This is a genomic window from Curtobacterium sp. SP.BCo (genome assembly GCF_051903265.1).
Taxonomy (GTDB): Bacteria; Actinomycetota; Actinomycetes; order Actinomycetales; family Microbacteriaceae; genus Curtobacterium.
In genome coordinates this window covers 2,703,626-2,725,720 of record NZ_CP194337.1, presented here as the reverse complement: position 1 = coordinate 2,725,720, position 22,095 = coordinate 2,703,626, and the positions used below count along the sequence as shown (strand labels likewise).

19 protein-coding genes are annotated in these 22,095 nt (G+C 71.9%); 9 read left to right on the top strand and 10 right to left on the bottom strand.

Going from position 1 to position 22,095, the window contains the following annotated elements; translation table 11 throughout:
- Positions 1-222: 222 nt before the first annotated feature.
- From ACRQ4B_RS12945 to aroA, 4 genes are all read right to left on the bottom strand, one after another.
- Positions 223-1,005, bottom strand: coding sequence for an inositol monophosphatase family protein (locus ACRQ4B_RS12945; RefSeq protein WP_439691827.1), 783 nt, complete (start codon positions 1,003-1,005; stop codon positions 223-225).
- Positions 1,006-1,023: 18 nt separating this feature from the next.
- Complete coding sequence (locus tag ACRQ4B_RS12940; protein WP_439691826.1) at positions 1,024-2,157, bottom strand: hypothetical protein; 1,134 nt, start codon at positions 2,155-2,157, stop codon at positions 1,024-1,026.
- Positions 2,158-2,527: 370 nt separating this feature from the next.
- Entirely contained in the window at positions 2,528-3,574 is a 1,047-nt protein-coding gene (rsgA, locus tag ACRQ4B_RS12935; protein ID WP_439691825.1) for a ribosome small subunit-dependent GTPase A, read from the bottom strand.
- Positions 3,575-3,578: 4 nt separating this feature from the next.
- Positions 3,579-4,952 (bottom strand): 3-phosphoshikimate 1-carboxyvinyltransferase, encoded by a 1,374-nt coding sequence (gene aroA, locus ACRQ4B_RS12930; RefSeq protein WP_439691824.1) that lies wholly within the window; start codon positions 4,950-4,952, stop codon positions 3,579-3,581.
- A 114-nt stretch (positions 4,953-5,066) separates the two neighbouring features.
- Here aroA and ACRQ4B_RS12925 point away from each other — a divergent pair, with 114 nt between their 5' ends.
- From ACRQ4B_RS12925 to ACRQ4B_RS12915, 3 genes are read left to right on the top strand one after another with little or no spacing between them, the layout of a single operon-like run.
- Positions 5,067-5,849 carry a sigma-70 family RNA polymerase sigma factor gene (locus tag ACRQ4B_RS12925; protein ID WP_439691823.1) on the top strand — a complete coding sequence of 261 codons (783 nt, stop codon included), beginning with the start codon at positions 5,067-5,069 and terminating at the stop codon, positions 5,847-5,849.
- Positions 5,846-6,088, top strand: coding sequence for a zf-HC2 domain-containing protein (locus tag ACRQ4B_RS12920; protein ID WP_439691822.1), 243 nt, complete (start codon positions 5,846-5,848; stop codon positions 6,086-6,088). Before ACRQ4B_RS12925 ends, ACRQ4B_RS12920 begins: the two co-directional genes overlap by 4 nt.
- A 58-nt stretch (positions 6,089-6,146) precedes the next feature.
- Positions 6,147-6,587 (top strand): GNAT family N-acetyltransferase, encoded by a 441-nt coding sequence (locus ACRQ4B_RS12915; RefSeq protein ID WP_439691821.1) that lies wholly within the window; start codon positions 6,147-6,149, stop codon positions 6,585-6,587.
- A gap of 77 nt (positions 6,588-6,664) precedes the next feature.
- Here the strand turns inward: ACRQ4B_RS12915 and ACRQ4B_RS12910 are convergent, their stop codons facing one another.
- Positions 6,665-10,408 carry a multifunctional oxoglutarate decarboxylase/oxoglutarate dehydrogenase thiamine pyrophosphate-binding subunit/dihydrolipoyllysine-residue succinyltransferase subunit gene (locus ACRQ4B_RS12910; RefSeq protein WP_439691820.1) on the bottom strand — a complete coding sequence of 1,248 codons (3,744 nt, stop codon included), beginning with the start codon at positions 10,406-10,408 and terminating at the stop codon, positions 6,665-6,667.
- A gap of 212 nt (positions 10,409-10,620) precedes the next feature.
- Between ACRQ4B_RS12910 and ACRQ4B_RS12905 the strand changes: the two genes are divergently transcribed.
- A complete protein-coding gene (locus tag ACRQ4B_RS12905) occupies positions 10,621-12,060 on the top strand; it encodes a GuaB1 family IMP dehydrogenase-related protein (RefSeq protein WP_439691819.1) in 1,440 nt (479 codons plus the stop codon).
- 145 nt (positions 12,061-12,205) lie between these two features.
- On the opposite strand, the gene ACRQ4B_RS12900 is transcribed toward ACRQ4B_RS12905, so the two are convergent.
- From ACRQ4B_RS12900 to ACRQ4B_RS12885, 4 genes are all read right to left on the bottom strand, one after another.
- Positions 12,206-13,243: a hemolysin family protein gene (locus ACRQ4B_RS12900; RefSeq protein ID WP_439691818.1), complete on the bottom strand. Its 1,038-nt coding sequence runs from the start codon at positions 13,241-13,243 to the stop codon at positions 12,206-12,208.
- On the bottom strand, positions 13,240-14,604 hold the full coding sequence (locus tag ACRQ4B_RS12895) for a hemolysin family protein (RefSeq protein WP_439691817.1): 1,365 nt from the start codon (positions 14,602-14,604) through the stop codon (positions 13,240-13,242). Before ACRQ4B_RS12895 ends, ACRQ4B_RS12900 begins: the two co-directional genes overlap by 4 nt.
- Positions 14,605-14,811: 207 nt before the next feature.
- Complete coding sequence (locus ACRQ4B_RS12890; protein ID WP_439691816.1) at positions 14,812-15,894, bottom strand: NADH:flavin oxidoreductase/NADH oxidase; 1,083 nt, start codon at positions 15,892-15,894, stop codon at positions 14,812-14,814.
- On the bottom strand, positions 15,891-16,535 hold the full coding sequence (locus ACRQ4B_RS12885) for an HAD family hydrolase (RefSeq protein WP_439691815.1): 645 nt from the start codon (positions 16,533-16,535) through the stop codon (positions 15,891-15,893). Before ACRQ4B_RS12885 ends, ACRQ4B_RS12890 begins: the two co-directional genes overlap by 4 nt.
- Positions 16,536-16,559: 24 nt before the next feature.
- Here ACRQ4B_RS12885 and ACRQ4B_RS12880 point away from each other — a divergent pair, with 24 nt between their 5' ends.
- Complete coding sequence (locus tag ACRQ4B_RS12880; RefSeq protein WP_439691814.1) at positions 16,560-17,420, top strand: ADP-dependent NAD(P)H-hydrate dehydratase; 861 nt, start codon at positions 16,560-16,562, stop codon at positions 17,418-17,420.
- A 107-nt stretch (positions 17,421-17,527) separates the two neighbouring features.
- On the opposite strand, the gene ACRQ4B_RS12875 is transcribed toward ACRQ4B_RS12880, so the two are convergent.
- On the bottom strand, positions 17,528-18,238 hold the full coding sequence (locus tag ACRQ4B_RS12875) for a YceI family protein (RefSeq protein ID WP_439691813.1): 711 nt from the start codon (positions 18,236-18,238) through the stop codon (positions 17,528-17,530).
- A gap of 82 nt (positions 18,239-18,320) precedes the next feature.
- On the opposite strand from ACRQ4B_RS12875, the gene ACRQ4B_RS12870 reads away from it, so the two are divergent.
- The 4 genes from ACRQ4B_RS12870 to ACRQ4B_RS12855 all read left to right on the top strand — a co-directional run bounded on the left by ACRQ4B_RS12870 (position 18,321) and on the right by ACRQ4B_RS12855 (position 21,769).
- Positions 18,321-19,601, top strand: coding sequence for a glycosyltransferase 87 family protein (locus tag ACRQ4B_RS12870; RefSeq protein ID WP_439691812.1), 1,281 nt, complete (start codon positions 18,321-18,323; stop codon positions 19,599-19,601).
- Positions 19,598-19,906, top strand: a complete 309-nt coding sequence (locus ACRQ4B_RS12865; protein ID WP_439691811.1) for a thiamine-binding protein — start codon at positions 19,598-19,600, stop codon at positions 19,904-19,906. The genes ACRQ4B_RS12870 and ACRQ4B_RS12865 overlap by 4 nt, the downstream gene beginning before the upstream one ends.
- A gap of 149 nt (positions 19,907-20,055) precedes the next feature.
- Complete coding sequence (locus ACRQ4B_RS12860; RefSeq protein WP_439691810.1) at positions 20,056-20,235, top strand: hypothetical protein; 180 nt, start codon at positions 20,056-20,058, stop codon at positions 20,233-20,235.
- Positions 20,236-20,503: 268 nt separating this feature from the next.
- Positions 20,504-21,769, top strand: a complete 1,266-nt coding sequence (locus tag ACRQ4B_RS12855; RefSeq protein ID WP_439691809.1) for an MFS transporter — start codon at positions 20,504-20,506, stop codon at positions 21,767-21,769.
- Positions 21,770-22,095: the final 326 nt, after the last annotated feature.

Sequence of the window (22,095 nt, the reverse complement as noted above, 5' to 3'; positions counted from 1 at the left end):
CTGTCGCCTGAGAGAAAGGTAACTCAGGTCTCGACCCGCTTGGCCGGTCTCCGCAATCTGATCCGGCCCCCGCTGCCCCCAGTCCGGGGGGGCCATGTGACCCCCACGGGGGTGACATGGTGGACAGATCAGTCCGTTTCGGGGGACATCGGCGTCCCCCTCCCGTCGGACCTGGTGGCCCCTGTCCCGCGGAAGTGGGGTCGCGGTGGCGGCGCGGGTCCGTCAGCGACGGATGACGTCGACCACGGCGTCGTGCACGAGGCCGTTCGTCGCGAGGGCACTGCCGTGCCAGGGACCGGGGTCGCCGTCGAGCGAGGTGAACCGGCCGCCGGCCTCCTCGACGATCGGCACGAGGGCGGCCATGTCCCAGGGCTTCAGGTCGGGCTCGCCGGCGATGTCGAGGACCCCCTCGGCGACGAGCATGTACGACCACATGTCCCCGTAGGCCCGGGTTCGCCAGACCTTCCGGGACAACTCGATCAGGCTGTCCAGCCGGTCGTCGTCGTCCCACTGCTGGATGCTGTTGTAGCTCAGGCTCGCGTCGGCCAGGTCGCCGACACCGGAGACCCGGAGCGGCCCGTCGAACGAGTGCGCGCCCTGCCCCGATGCCGCCCACCAGCGCTTCCCGAGGGCGGGGGCGCTCACGACGCCGAGCACCGGTCGGCCGTCCACGGCGAGCGAGACGAGCGTCGCCCAGACCGGCACGCCGCGCAGGTAGTTCGCCGTGCCGTCGATCGGGTCCACGACCCACTGCCGGTGCCCCTCGCTCAGCGCCTCGGCGCCGGTGTCCGCCGTGGTCTCCTCGCCGAGGAACGCGTCATCGGGACGCTCTGCCGCCAGACGCTCGCGGAGGGCCCGCTCGACGGCTTGGTCGGCGTCCGTCACGTGCGTGCTGTCGGCCTTCTTCGACACGTGCAGGTCGGCCGCACGGAACCGCGCGAGGCTGATGGCGTCTGCGGTGTCGGCGAGGGAACGGGCGAAGTCCAGGTCGGCGCTGAGGTCCACGACGGTCAGCGTAGCGTCCTAGGCCGCCACGACCTCTTCCTCCTCCAGCGCCGTGACCTCGCGCTCACGGGCGATCCGGGCACGACGTGCGACGAGACCGTGCACGACGACGCAGAGCAGCACCGCGGCGGCGAGCCACAGCGCCAGCACGAGCGACGAGCGGCCGAGCGAGGCACCCGGGAAGTACTGCAGGTCCTGCGCTGCCTGCAACCACGCGGCGCCGCTCCAGAACGTGTTGAGGCCGGCGAAGAACCCCGGCTGGAACGCGGGCTGGAAGATGCCGCCCGACGACGTGAAGTTGAGCATCACGAAGAGCATCGTGAGGATCGGCGTCGTCCATCGGCCGAGCAGCGGGTGCAGCCCCACGCCGAGCGCGACGATGATCGCGTCGTACATCCAGGCGAACAGGAAGATCTCCCAGCGGTGCGTGGTGATGATCCCGTAGACCGGTCCGGCGATCAGGATCCCGATGCCGGCGACGACCCCGGCGGTCGCCAGGCCGATCACCGCCGTCCAGAGCGGACGCAGCCGGGTGGCGAACGCGGCCACGGCGATCGCGGAGGCGTACCCGCCGACGCTCAGCGCGACCAGGAGGAAGAAGAGCCCCTGACCGGTGGTGTCCTGGTCGCCCGAGGGGACCACGTCCTGCACCGTGAAGGGCAGGTGCGCCTGGTACGCGATCGGCATGAAGATCTTCTGCGCGGCACTCGCGGTCGTCTCGGACGCCGCCGTGGAGACGTAGAGCGTCGCACCGGTGGCCGTGGGGGCGTAGACCGCCGCGAGGTCGCGGTCGCGCACCTGTCGTTCGGCCTCGGCGGTGGAGGACACCACGTGCGTGACGAGTGCGCCGTCGGATCGGTCGGTGACGGTCTGCGCGAACACCTGGGTCGCGGCGCCCTGGCCGACGATGCCCACCGGCAGGTCGTGCGGGGTCGGGGCGTGGAAGGCACCGAGGTAGGCCAGGCCCATGCCGACGGCGAGGAAGAGTGGCACGAGGATGTGCGATCCGAAGCCCAGCAGGGTGCGGCCGAGGCCGGTGGGGTGCAGCGTCGACGGGCCCGAGGGCTGCCGGGGTCCCCGGGGCGTGCGGGGTGCGGCGTGCGAGTGGGACGGGGTGGGGGAGGTGTGCACGTGCGACGTCGTTGTCGTCATGGTGGAGGACGGGGCGTCGACGGCGGGGGTCGGCGCAAAGTTGTACTTTGCAACTTCAGACACGAAGGGCAACTGTACAACGCCGGTGCACACCTGTCGACCCGGGCTCCGCGCGGGCTCGCTGCCTCGCACCGTGCGAGGCCCGCCCCGCAGCGTGCGAGCCCTCGTTCAGTGTGCGAGGGCTGCGGCGTCCCACACTGCGCGGAACCTCGCACACTGCGGACCCGGACCGGCGCGTGCTCGATGCCTCGCACGGTGCGAGGCCCGTCCCGCAGCGTGCGAGCTTTCGTCCTCCGTGCGAGGGCACCGGCGTCCCACACTGCGTGGAACCTCGCACACTGGCGCGCAGGGCCCCGCGCCCGCGCCGCGCCTACTCCGTGCCGGGGTCGGACGCGCCCATGCCGGTGAGGAGCGCCCGGAACGAGTCCAGCCGCTCGACCCCGGTCGGACCGAGCTCGCCGTCCTGCACCCGGTCGACGATCTCCCAGTCGTGGGCCTGGTCGAGGGGGATGCCGTCCGCCGGCGCCCGCACTGGGACCGCGTGCGAGGCGAACGCCCGGAAGACGTTCGCGGGGTCGACGTGCCCCAGGCCGAACGACCGCACGCCCGGGGTGTCGATGATCCAGCCGCCGTCCCGCACCTGCAGCGCGATCGACGACGACGAGGTGTGCCGGCCGCGCCCGGTGACGGAGTTCACGACGCCCGTCGCCCGTGAGGACCCGGTGAGGGCGTTCACGAGCGTGGACTTGCCGACCCCGGAGTGCCCGACGGTGACGGTGACCTTGTCGTCGAGGACCTCGTGCAGCGCCTCGAACGGGACGTCGTCCGCGCGGCTCGTCACGATCCGGAGGGACAGGCACGCGAAGTGCGCCAGGAACGGCGTCGGGTCGGCGAGGTCGGTCTTCGTGATGCAGAGGATCGGGTCGAGGCCGGCGTCGAACGCGGCGACGAGGTACCGGTCGATCAAGCGGGTGCGCGGCTCCGGGTCGGCGGCGGCCACGACGATGAGCATCTGGTCGGCGTTCGCCACGATGACCCGCTCGACCTCGTCGGTGTCGTCGGCGCTCCGGCGGAGGAGCGTGGTGCGCTCGGCCACCTTGACGATGCGGGCGAGGGACCCCGGCTCGCCGGAGACGTCGCCGGCGAGGAACACGGTGTCGCCGGTGACGACGGACTTCTTGCCGAGCTCACGGGCCTTCGTCGCGGTGATGACCTGGTCGCCGACCAGGACGCCGAAGCGGCCGCGGTCGACGTTCGTCACCCACCCGGTCGGCGCGTCGTCGTACGTCGGCCGGACCTTCGTGCGCGGGCGGTTGCCCTTCGGGTTCGGCCGCACCCGGACGCTCGACTCGTCGTACTGCCCGTACGGCTCGTCCGCGTCCGTGTCGTCGCCGTCGACGTCGTCCCACCAGCTCATCGGGTCAGCGCTCCGCATCCGGTGTGCCGGCGCCGGTCGCGACCAGGTCGGCCCACAACGACGGGAACTGCGGCAGCGTCTTCGCCGTCGACCCGATGTCGTCGACGGCGACACCGTCGACGACGAGGCCCACGATGGCTCCGGCCGTCGCCATCCGGTGGTCGTCGTACGCGCCCCAGTCGCTGCCGTGGAGCGCGGCGGGCTCGATGCGCAGGCCGTCGTCGAGTTCGTGCACCGCGCCTCCAGACCGGTTCACGTCCGCCGCGAGCGCGGCGAGACGATCCGTCTCGTGCCCCCGCAGGTGGCCGATCCCGGTGATCTCGCTCGGCCCGTCGGCCAGCGCGGCCAGCGCGACGAGCGCCGGTGCCAGTTCGCCGCCGCGGCTCAGGTCGAGGTCGACACCCGGCAAGGAGGCCCCACCCAGGATCCCGACGCCGCCGTCGACGACCAGGTCGTCGCCGTCGCGGGCCACGGTCGCGCCCCACAGGGGCAGGAGCGTCTCGAGGTCGGCGCCGACCTGCGTGGTCTCGCGGGGCCAGGTGCGGATGCGGACGGTGCCGCCGGCGACGAGCGCGGCGACCGCGAACGGCGCGGCGTTCGACAGGTCGGGCTCGATGGTGGTGTCCCGCGCCGCGATCGGCCCGGGGTGCACGACCCACTCGCCGACCGACGGCTCGTCGACGGTGACGCCGCGAGCACGGAGCGCGGCGACGGTCATCTCGATGTGCGGCATGCTCGGCAGCCGCTCGCCGACGTGCGTGAGGTGCAGGCCCTCGTCGAAGCGCGGCGCGGACAGGAGCAGCCCGGAGACGAACTGCGACGAGGCCGACGCGTCGATGGTGAGGGCGCCGCCGCGGACCGAGCCGGTCCCCGTGAACGTGAAGGGCATCGCACCGCCCCCGTCGTCGGTGACGTTGACGCCGAGGTCGACGAGCGCGCGGATGATCGCGTCCATCGGGCGCTTCCGGGCGTACGGGTCGCCGTCGACGGTGACCTCGCCGACGGCCAGGGCGGCGAGCGGCGGCAGGAAGCGCATCACGGTGCCGGCGAGCCCGCAGTCCACCCGGACGCCGCCGTGCATCGGCGCGGGCGTGATCCGGAGGTCTGGGCCGTAGGGGTTCGGGGCCGCACCGTCTTCGGGGTCGACCTCGTCGATGCCCACGCCGAGGTCCCGCAGTGCCCGGACCATCAGCGCCGAGTCGCGGGAGTGCAGCGGCAGCCGGATCGTGGAGGGGCCGTCGGCCAGGGCGGCGAGCACGAGCTCCCGGTTCGTCAGCGACTTCGACCCGGGCAGCGACACGTCGCCGCGCAGGGGACCGCGTGCGAGCGGTGCGATCCAGGGCTCGGTCCGGGACTGGGAATGCGTCGTGGCTGCCATCGGTTCACAAGGGTACTGAACGCACCGGGAGGATCATTGGCGACAGCAACACTCGTACGGTCGAGACCCGCCGTGCCGACCGAGCGCACCACGCTCGGCCTAGACTCGGGGGCGATGACGACCGACGAACCGCACGCAGCACCGCACGACCTCGTCGAGGAGACCGAGGCGCAGCTCGACGCGGTGTCGGACGAGCACGACGCGCTGGACGCCGACGCCGACGCCGAGCCGGTCGACGCGAAGACCGTGTCGGAAGCCGAGCTCCGTGGACTCTTCGAGGACCAGGCGCTGCCGTTCATGGACCAGCTGTACGGCGCGGCGATGCGGATGACGCGCAACCCCGCCGACGCGTCGGACCTCGTGCAGGAGACCTTCGTCAAGGCGTTCGCCGCGTTCCGCCAGTTCAAGCAGGGCACGAACCTGAAGGCCTGGCTGTACCGGATCCTCACGAACACGTTCATCAACACGTACCGCAAGAACCAGCGCAACCCCTACCAGGGCACGATCGACGAGCTCGAGGACTGGCAGCTCGGCGGCGCGGAGAGCGTCACCCAGTCGATCTCGGCGCGCTCCGCCGAGGCCGACGCCATCGACCACCTGCCGTCCTCCGCCGTGAAGGACGCGCTGCAGGCGATCCCGGAGGACTTCCGGATGGCCGTCTACTTCGCCGATGTCGAGGGGTTCTCCTACCAGGAGATCGCCGACATCATGAAGACACCGGTGGGGACGGTCATGAGCCGTCTGCACCGTGGTCGCCGGCTCCTCCGGGGGCTCCTGGCGGACCACGCACGTGAGACCGGCATCGTCCCGGACGCAGCGTCGACGGCGACGATGCGCGGACGGGGCCGGAAGGCTGCCGCGACCTCGGGTCGCGTCGAAGGGAAGGAAGCGCGATGAGCGGCTGCGACTGCTCGAAGGCGAAGGCCGAGCTCGAGGAGTTCCTGCACGGCGAGCTCCGCGGCGAGGACGCCGCGGACATCCGTGAGCACATGGAGGACTGCGAGGACTGCACGACCGAACACCGCGTCGGCGTCGTCCTCATCGAGACGGTCCGCCGTGCGTGCAAGGAGACCGCGCCCGAGGAGCTCCGCAACGAGGTCCTCGCGCGCATCCGACTGGAGCAGGCGACCCACTGACCGAGGTGCCGGCGCGGGCGTGTCGTCACACGCCGCTCCGGCTCGGTAGGGTCGCGGCATGACCCTCCTCGTCGAGTCGATCGCCAGCTGGTCCGACACGGACGTCGCCGACGTCGCCGCCCTCGTCCGCCTGCTCGGCCACGTCGTCGACGAGCCCGCCATGCGGGCCCGTCTCGAACGGCTCACGCCCGAGGCCGGTCATCGCACCTGGGTGGTGCGGGACGAGTCCGGCCGTGCGGTCGCCGTCGCGGGTGCGCAGGTCACGTGGGCCTACGCGAGCGACGAGCCCACGGCGCAGCTGCTCCTGCTGGTGGTCGACGAGACGGCCAGGAGGAACGGCACCGGATCCGCGCTCATCGGCACCTTCGAGACGTGGGCGGTGGAGCAGGGCGCGCGTCGGCTCAGCGCCGTCAGCGCGGCCGCGACCGACAGCGCGCACCGGTTCTACCAGAAGCGCGGCTACCACGACGCCGGGGTGCGCTACACGAAGATCGCGTAGCCGTCACATTCCTCGCGAACGTCGAAGCGCCCCGTGCCGGAGTCCCTCGGACTCCCGGGCGGGGCGCTTCCTGACGCTCAGGCCGACGCGCTCAATGCGGTCGTGATGACCTCGGTCGCCTCCTGCGCCGAACGCTTCGACGACCCCGTGGCCGGCGCGGCACTCGCGGGACGAGCGGCGACGGACAACGGGCGACCGTCGAGGTGCGGCGACAGGTTCATGCACACGAACGGCCAGGCGCCCTGGTTCTCCGGCTCCTCCTGCGCCCAGACGACCTCGGCGTCCGGGTAGCCGGCCAGGACCTCGAGGATGCGCTCGAGGGGCAGCGGGGCGAGCTGCTCGAGGCGGACGAGTGCCACGTCGGTGACACCGCGCTTCTCGACCTCGGCGCGGAGGTCGTGGTGCACCTTGCCCGAGTGCAGGACGACCCGGCGCACCGCGGCCTTGTCCGTCACGCGGTCGTCGTCCAGGACCTCCTGGAAGGTGCCGCTCGTGAAGTCGTCCACCGCGCTCGTCGCCTGGCGCAGGCGCAGCATGGCCTTCGGCGAGAAGACCACGAGCGGCTTCTGCGGGCGCTCCCAGGCCTGCCGGCGCAGCAGGTGGAAGTAGGACGCCGGGGTCGACGGCCGGGCGACGACCATGTTGTCCTGCGCGCACAGCTGCAGGTAGCGCTCGATGCGGGCGGACGAGTGGTCCGGCCCCTGGCCCTCGTAGCCGTGGGGGAGCAGGAGCACGAGGCCCGAACGCTGTCCCCACTTCTGCTCGGCGGACGAGATGAACTCGTCGATGACCGTCTGGGCGCCGTTCGCGAAGTCGCCGAACTGCGCCTCCCACAGCACCAGGGCCTCGGGCCGCTCGACCGAGTAGCCGTACTCGAACGCCATCGCCGCGTACTCACTGAGGAGCGAGTCGTAGATGTACAGGCGGGCCTGGTCCTCGGTGAGGTTCGCGAGCGGCAGCCACTCCTGGCCGTTCGCCCGGTCGTGGAACACCGCCTGGCGCTGCACGAAGGTGCCGCGGCGGGCGTCCTGCCCGGCGAGCCGCACGGGCTTGCCCTCGACGAGCAGCGAACCGATCGCCATCAGTTCGGCCATCGCCCAGTCGATGCCGCCGTTGCGCGTCATGTCGGTGCGCTTCGACAGCAGCTGCTGCAGCTTCGGGTGGATCGAGAAGCCGGCGGGCGGGTTGCTGTGCGCGTCGCCGATCGCCCGGACGAGGTCCTCGGAGACGGCGGTGTCGTGCACCTCGTTCTCGGAGTCGTCGCGCTGCGCCGCCGGGCGCTCGAGGCCCTGCACGGCACCGTCGTCGTCCACCGTGATCACGGGGATCGTGCCGGTCTGTGCCTCGTGCGTCTCGGCGAAGGCGCGCTCCAGGCGGTCCTGGAAGTCGCGGTGCGCCTCGTCGTACTCCTCCTGCGTGATGTCACCGCGCCCGACGAGGGCCTCGGTGTACAGGGTGCGGACCGAGCGCTTCGCCTCGATGAGGTTGTACATCAGCGGCTGCGTCATCGAGGGGTCGTCGCCCTCGTTGTGTCCGCGGCGGCGGTAGCAGATCAGGTCGATGACGACATCGCGGTGGAACGCCTCGCGGTAGGCGAAGGCGAGCTCCGCCACCCTGGCCACGGCCTCGGGGTCGTCGCCGTTCACGTGGAAGATCGGTGCCTGGATCGTCTTCGCGACGTCGGTGGAGTACACCGAGGTGCGCGCCGACTCCGGCGGGGTGGTGAACCCGACCTGGTTGTTGATGACGAGGTGCACGGTGCCACCGGTGCGGTAGCCGCGCAGCTGGGACATCTGCAGGGTCTCGACCACGACGCCCTGCCCGGCCATCGCCGCATCGCCGTGCACGAGGACGGGCAGCACGCCGAACGTCCCGGGGGCCTCGCGGTCCTGCTTGGCGCGGACGATGCCCTCGAGCACACCGTCGACGGCCTCGAGGTGGGACGGGTTCGCCGCGATCGTGACCGGGATGGCGGTGCCGTCGCTGGCGCGGAACACGCCCTCGGTGCCGACGTGGTACTTCACGTCGCCGGAGCCCTGGCCGGACACGGCGCCCGGGAGGGACGAGCCCTCGAACTCGCGGAAGATCTGCCCGTAGGTCTTCCCGGCGATGTTCGTCAGGACGTTCAGGCGGCCACGGTGTGCCATGCCGATCGCGACCTCGTCGAGGCCGGCCGTGGCGGCGTGCTGGATGAGGGTGTCGAGGAACGCGATGGTCGACTCGCCGCCCTCGAGCGAGAAGCGCTTCTGCCCGACGTACTTCGTCTGCAGGAAGGTCTCGAAGGCCTCGGCCTCGTTGAGCTTGCCGAGCACACGGAGCTGCTCGTCCTTCGACGGCTTCGAGTACGGGACCTCGATGTGCGCCTGGACCCAGCGACGCTGCTCCGGGTCCTGGATGTGCATGTACTCGATGCCGACCTTGCGGCAGTACGCGTCGCGCAGGATCCCGAGGACGTCGCGCAGCGGGGCGTTCGTGGTGCCGGCGAGCCCACCGGTGACGAACTCGCGGTCGAGGTCCCAGAAGGTCAGCCCGTGGCTCTCGATCTCGAGGTCGGGGTGCGTCCGCTGCCGGTACTCGAGCGGGTCGATGTCCGCCATCAGGTGTCCGCGGACCCGGAAGCTGTTGATGAGCTCCTGGACGCGCGCGGTCTTGTTCACCCGGTGCGCGAGGTCGACGTTGATGTCGTTGGCCCACTGGATCGGCTTGTACGGGATCCGGAGCGCCGAGAAGATGTCGTCGTAGAAGCCGTGCTCGCCGATCAGGCGCTCGTGCACCTTCTTGAGGTACTCGCCCGACCCGGCGCCCTGGATGACGCGGTGGTCGTAGGTGCTCGTCAGCGTGATGGTCTTGCCGATGCCGAGCTCGACGAGCGTCTTCTCCGCCGAGCCCTGGAACTGCGCCGGGTACTCGAGGGCGCCAGCACCGATGATGGCGCCCTGGCCCTTCGTCAGACGCGGGACCGAGTGCACGGTGCCGATGCCGCCCGGGTTCGTCAGCGAGATCGTGGTCCCCTGGAAGTCCGTCGGCGTGAGCTTGTTGTCACGGGCGCGCTTGACGAGGTCCTCGTAGGCGGAGAGGAACTGCCCGAACGTCAGGGTCTCGGCACGCTTGATGCTCGGGACGAGCAGGGAGCGCGTGCCGTCCTTCTTCGGGACGTCGATCGCGATGCCGAGGTTCACGTGCGCAGGCTCGACCACGAAGGGCTTGCCGTCGCGCTCCTCGTAGAACACGTTCTGGCTCGGGAACTCCTTGAGCGCCTGCACCATCGCCCACCCGATGAGGTGCGTGAACGAGATCTTGCCGCCGCGGGCCCGACGGAGGTGGTTGTTGACGACGATGCGGTTGTCGATCATCAGCTTCGCCGGGATCGTCCGCACGCTCGTGGCGGTCGGGACGGTCAGCGAGGCGTCCATGTTCGACGCCAGGGTCTTCGCCATGCCGCGGAGCGGGGTGGCGACGTCCTCGTGCGTCTCCTCGTGGTGGTCGGCCTCGTCGTTGGCCTCGGCCGGGATCGGCTGCGGTGTGGGCTGGCGCGACGTGGTCTTCGCCTGGATCGGCCCGGACTTCGCCTCGGACGGTGCGGCGGTGGTCGATGCCGGAGCGGCCGTCGACGCAGCCGGCGCAGCGGTCGGAGCCGGTGTGGAGGCAGGGGCGGAAGCGTCAGCACCCTGCGTGCGGTGGTAGCTCTCGAGGACCGGCCACCAGGACTTGTCGACCGACTCCTTGTCCGCGACGAACTGCTCGTAGAGCTCGTCGACGAGCCACTCGTTCGCCCCGAATTCGCCCGCGGTCTCGTCCGTTCCGGTCAGATGGCTCGACACAGCCGATCGCCCACTCTCCGTCGATAGATGCTCGTGTGTGTCGTGCGCGGCAACCCTGCCCCGCACAGGTGCCAAGCCTAGCCGCTCACGGATGACCGTTCGGTGTCAGGACGAGGCGGGTCGCGCCTCCCGTCCGCCCGTCGCGCGTGTCGTGCCAGGGGCGCGCTGGCCTGCCCAGACCGGCCACCCACCGGAGCCGTACAGTGGGGCGCATGAGGTTCTACGAGACGCGGCCGACGCACGACCTGACCTACTCCGACGTCTTCCTCGTCCCCAGCCGGTCGGCGGTGACGAGCCGCTTCGACGTGGACCTCGCGACCAACGACGGCACCGGCGCGACCATCCCGATCGTCAGCGCCAACATGAACTCGGTCACCGGCCCGCGCCTCGCGGCGACGCTCGCCCGGCGCGGCGGGCTCGGCGTGCTGCCCCAGGACATGCACCTGCAGGACCTCGACGCGGCGATCCGCTGGGTCAAGGACCAGCCGGTCGACTTCGACACGGCCTACGACCTCGGCGCGGACACCACCGTGGCCGAGGCGCTCGAGCAGCTCCTCCCGGTCGCCGGACGCGGCGTCGTCGTGCGTGACGCCGCGGGGGAGTACCTCGGGTGCGTGCCCGCCGGCCGCCTCGGCACCGCCGGTCCCGACGCGACCCTCGGCGACCTGCTGCACGGGGCCTCGACCGCGATCGACGCCGAGGACGCCGGGTCGCCGCGGCACGTGTACGACGTGCTGAGCGGCGCCGAGGTCGACTTCGCGCCCGTCATGCGGCACGGCAAGGTCGTCGGCACGGTCAGCCAGACGAGCGCCATCCGGTCCGACATCTACACGCCGGCCGTCGACGCCTCCGGACGCCTGCGGGTCGCGGCAGCCGTCGGCATCAACGGGGACGTCGCGGCCAAGGCGCAGGCCCTCGCCGCCGCCGGGGTCGACGTGCTCGTGCTCGACACCGCGCACGGACACCAGGAGGGCATGCTCCGGGCACTCCGCACCGTCGCGGCCCTCGACCTCGGCATCCCGCTCGTCGCCGGCAACGTCGTGACCGCCGACGCCGTCGCGCACCTGGTCGACGCCGGCGCGACGATCATCAAGGTCGGCGTCGGACCCGGCGCCATGTGCACCACGCGCATGATGACGGCCGTCGGGCGTCCGCAGTTCTCCGCGGTGCTCGAGACCGCCGCCGCAGCCCGTTCCCTCGGCGCGCACGTCTGGGCGGACGGGGGCGTGCGGTACCCGCGCGACGTCGCACTGGCACTGGCCGCGGGCGCGTCGGCGGTGATGATCGGCTCGTGGTTCGCCGGCACGCTCGAGGCGCCCGGGGTGCTCCGACGGGACGCCGAGGGCAAGGCGTACAAGGAGAGCTGGGGCATGGCGTCGGCGAAGGCCGTCCGCGAGCGCTTCGAGCGGCTCGACCCGTACGAGCGGGCCCGCAAGGCGCTCTTCGCCGAGGGCATCTCGTCGTCGACGATCTACCTCGACCCGGAGCGGCCCTCGGTCGAGGACCTGCTCGACATGATCACCACCGGTGTGCGGAGCTCCGCCACCTACGCGGGCGCGTCGTCGCTCGCCGAGTTCTCCGAGCGGGCGCTCGTGGGCATCCAGTCCGCCGCCGGCTACGAGGAGGGCAAGCCGCTGCCCGTCAGCTGGTAGCGCGCCCGCGCCCGGCGCGAGACTCGCCCTGGGCGACACTCCTCGTGCGCCGGCGCGCGAGAAGTGTCGCCGGCCCCGAGACTCGGCTCGGTTGGCCTTCGGACGGGAGGCGCGGTGCCAGCTGGCACCGCGCCTCCCGTCTGCGTCAGCGGCGGCGGGTGGCGTCCTCGACGGTGCCGACCAGCTCCTCGAGGATGTCCTCGAGGAAGAGCACGCCCAGCGTCCGGCCGTCGGCGTCGAACGCCCGCGCGACGTGGCGGCCGGCGGCGCGCATCGTGGCGAGCGCGTCCTCCAGGTCCATCTCCGTGTACAGCGAGATGAGCTGCCGGATGCGCTTCGGTGGCACCGGGTCGTCGTACTCGTCCGGACGCAGGTCGATGACGTCCTTCACGTGCACGTAGCCCGTGGGGTCGCCGTCGTCGCCGACGAGGACGTACCGGGAGAACCCACGCTGCGCCACCGCACGCTCGACGTCGCCGGGGGTGGCGTCATCGGGCAGGGTGACGAGCTCGGCCATGGGGACCGCGACGTCCTTGACCTTCTTCTCCGTGAACTCGAACGCCATCCGGAGCTTGCCGTCGTCGACGAGGGTGCCCTCGCGGCGGGACTGCTCGACGATGGTCTGCACCTCCTCGACGGTGAACGCGCTCACCGCCTCGTCCTTCGGTTCGACCCGGAACAGCCGCAGCACGCCGTTCGCGACCTCGTTGAGCCCGACGACCACCCAGTGCAGGCCGTGCCCGATGTACCAGAGCGTCGGGACGAGCAGCAGTGCAGCGCGGTCCGGCATCGAGAACGAGATGTTCTTCGGGACCATCTCGCCGAACACCACGTGCAGGAAGGACACGAGCAGCAGCGTGAACACGAACGCGACGATGCCGATGACCTCGGCGCTCCACCCGGTGAGGTGCAGCGGGACCTCGAGCAGGTGGTGGATCGCCGGCTCGGACACGTTCAGGATGAGCAGCGAGCACACCGTGATGCCGAGCTGCGTGGTCGCGAGCATGCGCGTGGCGTGCTCCATCGCCCACAGCGTCATCTGCGCCGCCTTCGAGCCCTGCTCGGCGCGGGGCTCGATCTGGGAGCGTCGAGCGGAGATGACGGCGAACTCGGCCGCGACGAAGTAGGCGTTGCCGAGCAGCAGCACGACGAGCCAGAAGATTCCCCACCAGTCGGAGCTCATCGGGTCCCACCCTTCGTGACGGCCTTCGTGGCCGGGATGATGATGCCCGTGGCGGGCGTCTCGGGCGGTGTCGGGGTCCAGCGGATCCGGTCGATGCGTCGGCCGTCGAGTCGTTCGACCCGGAACACGCCGCCGTCGAGCGGGACCTCGTCGCCGACGACCGGCAGGCGCCCGAGCGTCGACATGATGAACCCGCCGACGGTCTCGTACGGGCCGTCCTCGGGCACGGTCACGCCAGCACGGTCCTCGAGCTCGTCGGGACGGAGCAGCCCGGGGAACGTCAGCCAGTTGCGGGAGCGGACCACGTCGATGCGGGCGCGGTCGTGCTCGTCGGAGACCTCGCCGACGAGTTCCTCGACGAGGTCCTCGAGCGTGACGACGCCGGCGGTCCCGCCGTACTCGTCGACGACGATCACCATCTGGTAGCCGCGGCCACGGACCTCGGCGAGCAGGGTGTCGCCCGGCATGGTCTCCGGCACGCGCTCGGCGTCGGTCATGAGGGCCCCGACGGGGACCTCCGGACGCTTCTCACGCGGGACGGCCACGGCCTGCTTGACGTGCACGATGCCGACCACGTCGTCCGCGTCCTCCTCGATGACCGGGAAGCGGCTGAACCCGGTGCGTCGGGCGAGGTCGATCACCTCGGATGCCGACGAGGACACCTGGATCGTGGACACGCGCGGGCGCGGGGTCATCACGTCGCTCGCGCTGAGCTCGGAGAACGAGATCGTCCGCTCGAGCAGCGTCGCGGTGTCCTGCTCGAGGGACCCCTCGGACGCGGACCGACGGAGCAGCGAGGTGAGCTCCTCGGCGCTCCGCGCACCGGACAGCTCTTCCTGCGGCTCGATGCCCATCGACCGGAGCACCGCGTTGGCGGTGCCGTTCAGCACCGCGACGGCGGGCTTGAACACGGTCGTGAAGGCCACCTGCAGCGGGACGACGAGCCGTGCTGTCTGCAGGGGGAGTGCGAGCGCGAAGTTCTTCGGTACGAGCTCGCCGAGGATCATCGACAGCAGCGTCGCGATGACGAGCGCCACGATCGACCCGACCGTCTCGACGATCCCCTCCGGCAGGTTCATCGCGAGGAACGGCGCCTCGAGCAGCTTCGCGATCGAGGGCTCCAGCAGGTAGCCGGTCAGCAGCGTGGTCAGCGTGATGCCGAGCTGCGCGCTGGACAGGTGGGTCGACGTGACCTTCAGCGCACCGATGACGGGCGCGAGGCCGGTCGCACCGCGGTCACGCCGGGCCTCGACGTCGGCGCGGTCGAGGTTGACCAGCGCGAACTCGGACGCGACGAAGACACCCGTGCCGAGTGTCAGCAGGATGCCGCCGATCAGCATGACGATGTCGATCGGACTCATGATTCACCTCCCGCAGGGCGCGAGGGAGTGCAGCTCACCGAGTGAGCGGCGGATGAGTGAGGCGAAGAACTATTCGGGGGATCGTCCACAGTGAGGCCAATCGTACTGCCTGGGGCGCGGCCAAACCGAGAAGACGTACAGAACGCGGGTCGCGCCTCCCGTCCGGTCGCGGTCGGGAGGGCTGCGACCCGCGTCGCGCAGACCCGTCTACGCGGTGACGCGCGCCCGGTGGTACTGCTGCGGTTCGTAGTCGACCGTCACGCCGAGCTCGGCGGCGGCACGGAGCGGGAACGCCGGGTCGCGCAGGAACTCCCGGCCGACCATGACGACGTCCGCCTGGCCGGTCGCGACGATCTGCTCGGCCTGGAACGCGTCCGAGATCATCCCGACCGCGATCGTGCCGATGCCCGCGTCACGCTTGATCGCGGCGGCGTGCGGCACCTGGTAGCCGGGTCCGACCGGGATCGGCGCGCTCGCGACGTTGCCGCCGGTGGAGACGTCGGCGAGGTCCGCGCCGTGCTCGGCGGCCCAACGGGCGACCTGCGTGGTCTCCTCGAGCGTCAGCCCGCCGTCGACCCAGTCGGTCGCGGAGAACCGGACGACGACCGGGAAGCCCTCGCCGACCTCGGCACGGACGGCGTCGACGACCTCGAGCAGTGCGCGGGCGCGGTTCTCGAGCGAGCCGCCGTAGGAGTCGGTGCGGTGGTTGCTCAGCGGCGAGAGGAACTGATGCAGCAGGTACCCGTGCGCGGCGTGCAGCTCGACCAGGTCGAAGCCGGCCTCGACCGCGCGACGTGCGGCCGCGGCGAAGGCCAGGGCGACGACGCGGATGTCCTCCGTCGCGAGCTCGCGGGGGACGGCGTACCCGTCGAACGCCTCGGCGGACGGGGCGACCGTCGACCAGCCTCCCTGCTCGGCGGGGACGGAACCGTGCGTGGACTCCCACGGGCGGAAGGTCGACGCCTTCCGGCCGGCGTGCGCGAGCTGGACGCCGATCGCCGCGCCCTGCTGGTGGACGAAGTCGACGATCGGCCGGAAGGCGTCCCGCTGCTCGTCGTTCCACAGGCCGAGGTCCTGCGGGCTGATCCGCCCCTCGGGGACCACACCGGTCGCCTCGACCACGACCGCGCCGGCACCGCCCTTGGCGAACCCGCCGAGGTGCACGAGGTGCCACGGCGTCGGCACGCCGTCCTGCGCCTCGGCCGAGTACTGGCACATCGGGGACACCCAGATGCGGTTGCGGACGGTGAGGTCGCGGATGGTGATCGGTTCGAACAGGGCGTGCGTCACGCGGACTCCTTCTCGGCGGTCGCGCCGCCGTCCGCGAGGTCCTGGAGGAACGCGCGGAGCCCGGCGGGCGACGTGTAGTGGTGGCCGACCGCTCCGATCGCTTCCGCACCGGCGGCGTTCTCGGCCCTGTTGTCCACGAACACCATCTGCGCCGCGTCGATTCCCAGGCGTGTGCACGTGTCGCGGTAGATGGAGGCGTCCGGCTTGAGGACGTGCTCCTCGGCGCTCACGACCACCGTCTCGAACAGGGACCCCATGGGAGAGCGACGGTACGGGTCGCCGAAGTCGAAGCCAGCGTTCGACAGCAGGGCGATCCGGGTGCCCGCGTCGTGCAGCTCCTCGACGATCGCGAGGGTCTCCGGTTCGACCTCGAACCAGCCGGTGAAGTCGATCGCCCAGAACCGGTGGATGTCGGTGGTGCTCCACGTCCGTCCGGTCCGCTCGGCGATCGCGCGCCAGTACTCCACGACGGACAGATCGCCGCGGTCGAGGGCGTGCCGGAGCTCCCCGTAGACGGGGAACAGCTCGTCCGCGGGGACGCCGGTGCCCTGCACGAGCGCGTCCCGCGAGGCGTGCGGCGTCCGGCTGATCACCTCGCCGTAGTCGAAGACCACCACGCGACCAGGCAGGAACAGGCTCATGCGCTCCACCGTAACGTGGCGTCCGTGAACGACTTCGTCCCCTTCGCCCCGTCCGACGCCGCCCACTGGACCACCCCGCCGCACGGGGAGTCGACGAAGTACCGACGCGGGGTGCTCGGCGTCGCGACCGGGTCCGACCAGTACCCCGGGGCCGCCGTCATGGGTGTCGACGCGGCGGTGCACACCGGGGTCGGGATGGTCCGGTACGTCGGGCCCGCCCGGGCGTCGGACCACGTGCTCGCACGTCGGCCCGAGGCGGTCGCCGGGGTCGGCCGGGTGCAGGCCTGGCTCGTCGGATCGGGGATCTCCGCGCCGTCGCTCGACGCGCTCGACCCGACGACGGCGGACGGGTTCCGGCACGCCTCGGACGACGGCGTCCCGGTCGTCGTGGACGCCGGTGCGATCCCGCTCGTCGCGCTCGGGCCGCTCGCGGTGCTGACGCCGCACGCCGGGGAGCTCGCCGGCGTGCTCGACGTCCCGCGGGAGTCGATCGAGCAGGACCCGGCCGCGGCTGCGCTCCGGGCCGCCGCGCAGACCGGGAGCGTGGTGCTCCTCAAGGGTGCGGCGACGCACGTGGCGACCCCCGACGGCGCGGTCCGGTTGGTGGCGTCCTCCGCGACGCCGTGGCTCGCCGCAGCCGGCGCCGGTGACGTGCTCGGTGGGGTCCTCGGAGCGCTGGTGGCGGCGCGCCAGGGGGCAGCCGAGGCGTCCGGCTCGTCGCTCACCCCGTCCGACCTGGCACACCTGGCGGCGACGGCGGCCGTGGTGCACGGCATCGCCGCGCGGCGCGCGTCCGGCGGCGGACCGTTCCCGATGACCGCGTTGATCGAGCAGTTGCCGGGGGTCGTGCGGGACCTCGTCGTGGCGGGCGACGCGCAGGGCTAGACGACGCGGGCGCGACCGCGGTCGGCCTGGAGGCGCGGGGCGGGGCCGCACCGCGCCTCCAGGCCCGCAGGTGGTGCGTCGCGGACGGGGCCGCCCCCGCGGCCGGGCTACGAGGCGGGCGTCGCGTGCACGAGGAACTCGACGGCCCCGGCGTCGTCGACCTTCACGAACCCGAGGCTCGGGGCCTGCACGCCGTAGTCCGAGAAGGTGATCGGGATCGAGCCCGAGATGTCGACGCCGTCGCCGTTCAGCCCGACCTCGAGCGTCGCCGTGACCGCCTTCGTGACGCCGTGCAGCGTGAGGTTGCCCGTCGCCTCGACCTTCGTCGTACCGGAGCCGCTGGGGACCGCGTCCGCGATCGGCTCGGTGAGCTCGAACGTGGCGGTCGGGAACGCCGACGTGTCCATCGCCGAGTCGCGGAAGTACGAGTCGCGCTGGGCGGAGTCGGTGGCGATGTCGCCGACCTGCACGGTGATCGTGGCCTTCGTGATCGACGTGCCGTCGACGGTGGCGGTGCCCGCGACGCTGTCGGTGCGTCCGGTGACGGTGACGTCGGAGCCGTTGAGGACCTCGTGGACGCGGTACCCGGCCTCGGAGTCGCCGCCGACCGTCCACGAGCCGGACAGGTCGGAGTCGTCGATCGTCGACGGGGCGCGGCTCGCAGCGACCGACGGCGCTGCCGACGCCTTCGCGTTCTCGCTGCTCGTGTAGACGTTCGTGCCGACGACCACGCCGACGACGCCGAGCACGACGACGGCGGCGAGGACGGCGATCCAGATGACGGCCTTGCGGCGCTTGCGCGGGGTTTCGGAGGTCACGCGCAGAACGGTGACACGTCATGCTCTCAAGACCCTGTGTCTTCGCAGATCCTCCGGTGTGACCGGCCGCTACGCTCGTCCGGTGCAGAGGACGGTGTCGCGGTCGCAGTGGTCCCCGGGCCGGTTCGAGGTCGTGGGGTTCGCCGTCGCGTTCGTCGTCGTGCACGCGGTGCTCTGGTGGCTGACCTCGGTGTCGGCGAACCTGCCGCTCGGTGACGTCACCATCACCTACCGGCGCTGGATCGAGACCGGGCAGGGCTCCCACTTCTGGGTCGGCATCGACGAGGACTGGGTGTACCCGATCCTCGCGATCGTGCCGATGGCCGCCGCCGCGCTCGGTGGCGTCGCATCGATCGGCACCGGCTGGCTCGTGCTCGTGATCGTGCTCGACGCCGCCGCCTGCGCGTTCCTCTGGCGGTTCCGCGGGTTCGGCGTGCGGGTCGTGTGGTGGTGGCTGGGGTTCCTCCTCGCCCTCGGACCGATCGGCCTCGGGCGCATCGACACCGTCGCGACCGTGCTCGCCCTGATCGGCGTGGCGTTCGTCGCGACCCGGCCGGCCGTCGCCTCCGCCCTGTTCACCGCCGGGGCGTGGACGAAGGTGTGGCCCGCCGCGCTCGTCGGCGTGCTCCTGCTGCTCCGGCGCGGCCACCGCCGCGGCGTGCTCGCCGGCGCGCTCGTGCTGACCGCGCTCATCGTGCTCGTCGACGTCCTCTACGGCGGAGCGGCGCACCTGCTCTCGTTCGTCGGGCAGCAGTCCGGACGTGCACTGCAGATCGAGGCGCCGCTCGCGACCCCCTTCATGTGGGCGGCGGCGCTGGGGGTCCCCGGAGCGGCCGTCTACTACAACCGGGAGATCCTGACCTTCGAGGTGTCGGGCGCCGGGACGCACGCCGCCGCGGCGGTCTCCACACCGCTGATGGCCGCCGTCGTGATCGCCGGGGTGCTCCTGGCGCTGTGGGCCGTCCGCCGCGGGGCCCACCGGACCGAGGCGGCGCCGCTCCTCGCGCTGCTGCTCGTCGCTGCGCTCGTGGGCGCGAACAAGGTCGGGTCGCCGCAGTACATCGGGTGGTTCGCCGTGCCGGTCGTGTGGGGGCTCGTCGCAGGTCGGCCCAGCGCCCGGCGGTTCCTGCCCGTCGCCGTGGCCGCGATCCCGATGGCGCTGCTGACGCAGGTGGTCTACCCCGGGTTCTACGACCAGGTGCTCACCGTGCAGCCGTGGATCCTCGTCGTGCTGACGCTCCGGAACGCCCTCGAGGTCGCGGTGCTGGTGTGGAGCGTGGTGGCGATCGTCCGGCTGGGCTTCGGGGCGTCGCGACCGACCGCCGGGCACGCGGTCGTCTCGCCGGGCAGGATGGACGCATGATCGTCGCGTTCTCCGTCGCCCCGTCCGGTGGTCCCTCCGCAACGTCGGACGGGTCCGTGCACGACGCGGTCGCCGCGGCCGTGCGGGTCGTCCGCGAGAGCGGGCTGCCGAACCGTACCTCGTCGATGTTCACCGAGGTCGAGGGGGAGTGGGACGAGGTCATGGACGTGGTCAAGCGGGCCACCGAGGCCGTTGGGGCGTACGGCACGCGGGTGTCGCTCGTGCTCAAGGCCGACATCCGTCCGGGGCGCACCGGTGAGATCGACGGCAAGCTCGAACGGCTCGAGGCGGCGCTCGACGCCTGAGCGGTCCGCGCCCTGGCTGGGTGCCCGCTCCGGGTGTCCTCGCCTCGACGCCGACACGCCGCCCGGGTCCCACGGATGTCGGTGGTCGGGTGTCTCCTGTCGGTGACGGACGCGAGCGGCGTCCGGACGACGACGACGAGGAGCGCGTGATGATGCACGACGGTTGGTGCCCCGACTGCGACCTGCGAACGGTCGTCGTCGACACGGACGAGCAAGGCGACCACGCCTGGGCGAGCTGCACCGAGTGCGGCTCCGGGTGGGTTCACCGCGAGGAACTGCCGGAACTCGTCGGCGCGTCCGTCGCCCAGCCCGAGCGTCGCGCCGCCTGACACGGGTCGAATCGATTCGTCCGACGGACTTCCGTTCCGGGTTTGGAGCGGTCTACACTGCTGGGACCGGGTGCTCGAAGCGCTCGGTCGTCCCCGTTCGCCGCTGAACCAGGGCCGTCCTCCGCCGTCTGTCGGTCGCTGCGTCCGCGGCCCGGTCGGATCGGAGGCCCGGTGCGGTGACACGTACCACGACGGTCCCAGCCGACCTGCGCCCGACGCGGGCCGACGTCCGGAACCCGTCCCGCTCCTCCCGTCCGAAACAGGCACCATGTCCCAGCTCACGCCTGCGCGCCGCGCACTCGCGCTCATCGCCCTCGCCCTCGGCGGGTTCGCCATCGGTTCGACCGAGTTCGTCGCGATGGGCCTCCTGCCGAACATCGCCGCGGCGCTCCTGCCGCACCAGTACGGCATCGATCCGGACGCGGGCATCGCACACGCCGGCTGGCTCGTCAGCGCGTACGCACTCGGCGTCGTCGTCGGTGCGCCGACCATCGCGGCGATGTCGGCGAAGTTCCCGCGCAAGGGACTCATCCTCGTGCTGCTCGTCGGGTTCGTCCTGGCCACGGTCGCGAGCGCGATCCTGCCGTCGTTCGGTCTCGTCCTCGTCGCTCGGTTCGTGGCCGGCCTCCCGCACGGCGCCTACTTCGGCATCGCGTCGATCGTCGCCGGCGACATCATGGGCCCGGGCAAGCGCGGCAAGGGCATCGCCATGGTGCTCCTCGGCCTGTCGGTCGCGAACGTCATCGGCGTCCCGGCGATCACCTGGGTCGGGCAGGTCGCCAGCTGGCGCATCGCGTACGGCGTCGTCGCCGTGCTCTTCGCGCTGACGTTCCTGGCCGTGTGGGCCTTCGTGCCGCGCAGCGCCCGCGACGAGCACGCCACGATCGGCCGGGAGCTCACTGCGTTCCGCGTCCCGCAGGTCTGGATGGTGATGGGCCTGGGCGCGGTCGGGTTCGGCGGGTTCTTCGCCGTCTACTCGTACATCTCGCCGCTCGTGCAGAACGTCACCGGACTGCCCGAGTCGTTCGTGCCGATCGTCCTGGTGGTCGTCGGCGTCGGCATGGTCGTCGGTGGCGTCCTCGGCGGGCACCTCGCCGACCACAGCGTGAAGCGCACGATCTACGTCGGCATGTTCGCCCTGATCGGCGCGCTGCTCGTCACCGTGCTCACCGCGCAGTGGGTGTGGGGCATGTTCCTCGGGGCGTTCCTCATCGGCGCGACCTCGTCCGCGATCCCGCCGGCGGTGCAGTCCCGACTGATGGACGTCGCCGGGGACGCGCGCACCATCGCCGCCGCGCTCAACCACTCGGCGTTCAACATCGGCAACTCGATCGGTGCGGCCCTCGGCGGCGCGGTCATCGCGGCCGGTGCCGGGTTCCTCGCGCCGGGGTGGCTCGGCATCGTGCTGGCGCTGCTCGGCGTCCTCATGACGATGATCAGCTACGGCGCCGAGCGTCGGAGCAGCCGTCGCGCCGCGCTGCGCTCGTCGGCGCCGAGCACCGGCCCGATCACCGCGCCGGTGCCGCTCGTCTGACGCCGCACGGGTGCCGGGCCGCGGGGCCGCGGGGGCGGCGGCGCTCGCTTCGTGAGCAGAAATGGTCGCGCCCGGTCTCGGAACTCGACCATTTCTGCTCACGAAGCGCGCGTGACCCGCGCGAGCGGGGGCGTGACGTGCGGGGGCGGGCGCGGGCGCACGCAAGTACGGGCGTGAGCGCGCGCGGGCCGGGAGGCGCGTGACGGGCGCGCGCCGTGCCTCCCGTCCGTCGCGTAGTGCGGCAGCGTTCGCTTCGTGAGCAGAAGTCGTCGGGTCTGCTCTCGGGACCCGACGGTTCCTGCTCACGATGCGTGGCGACCGCCTCG

Excerpts from the sequence above, each read along its gene's own strand:
- ACRQ4B_RS12885 (WP_439691815.1), bottom strand. The coding sequence starts at position 16,535 with ATGAGCCTGTTCCTGCCTGGTCGCGTGGTGGTCTTCGACTACGGCGAG.
- aroA (WP_439691824.1), bottom strand. The coding sequence starts at position 4,952 with ATGGCAGCCACGACGCATTCCCAGTCCCGGACCGAGCCCTGGATCGCA.
- rsgA (WP_439691825.1), bottom strand. The coding sequence starts at position 3,574 with ATGAGCTGGTGGGACGACGTCGACGGCGACGACACGGACGCGGACGAG.
- ACRQ4B_RS12900 (WP_439691818.1), bottom strand. The coding sequence starts at position 13,243 with ATGAGCTCCGACTGGTGGGGAATCTTCTGGCTCGTCGTGCTGCTGCTC.
- ACRQ4B_RS12915 (WP_439691821.1), top strand. The coding sequence starts at position 6,147 with ATGACCCTCCTCGTCGAGTCGATCGCCAGCTGGTCCGACACGGACGTC.
- ACRQ4B_RS12860 (WP_439691810.1), top strand. The coding sequence starts at position 20,056 with ATGATGCACGACGGTTGGTGCCCCGACTGCGACCTGCGAACGGTCGTC.
- ACRQ4B_RS12865 (WP_439691811.1), top strand. The coding sequence starts at position 19,598 with ATGATCGTCGCGTTCTCCGTCGCCCCGTCCGGTGGTCCCTCCGCAACG.
- ACRQ4B_RS12855 (WP_439691809.1), top strand. The coding sequence starts at position 20,504 with ATGTCCCAGCTCACGCCTGCGCGCCGCGCACTCGCGCTCATCGCCCTC.
- ACRQ4B_RS12920 (WP_439691822.1), top strand. The coding sequence starts at position 5,846 with ATGAGCGGCTGCGACTGCTCGAAGGCGAAGGCCGAGCTCGAGGAGTTC.
- ACRQ4B_RS12905 (WP_439691819.1), top strand. The coding sequence starts at position 10,621 with ATGAGGTTCTACGAGACGCGGCCGACGCACGACCTGACCTACTCCGAC.
- ACRQ4B_RS12940 (WP_439691826.1), bottom strand. The coding sequence starts at position 2,157 with ATGACGACAACGACGTCGCACGTGCACACCTCCCCCACCCCGTCCCAC.
- ACRQ4B_RS12895 (WP_439691817.1), bottom strand. The coding sequence starts at position 14,604 with ATGAGTCCGATCGACATCGTCATGCTGATCGGCGGCATCCTGCTGACA.
- ACRQ4B_RS12925 (WP_439691823.1), top strand. The coding sequence starts at position 5,067 with ATGACGACCGACGAACCGCACGCAGCACCGCACGACCTCGTCGAGGAG.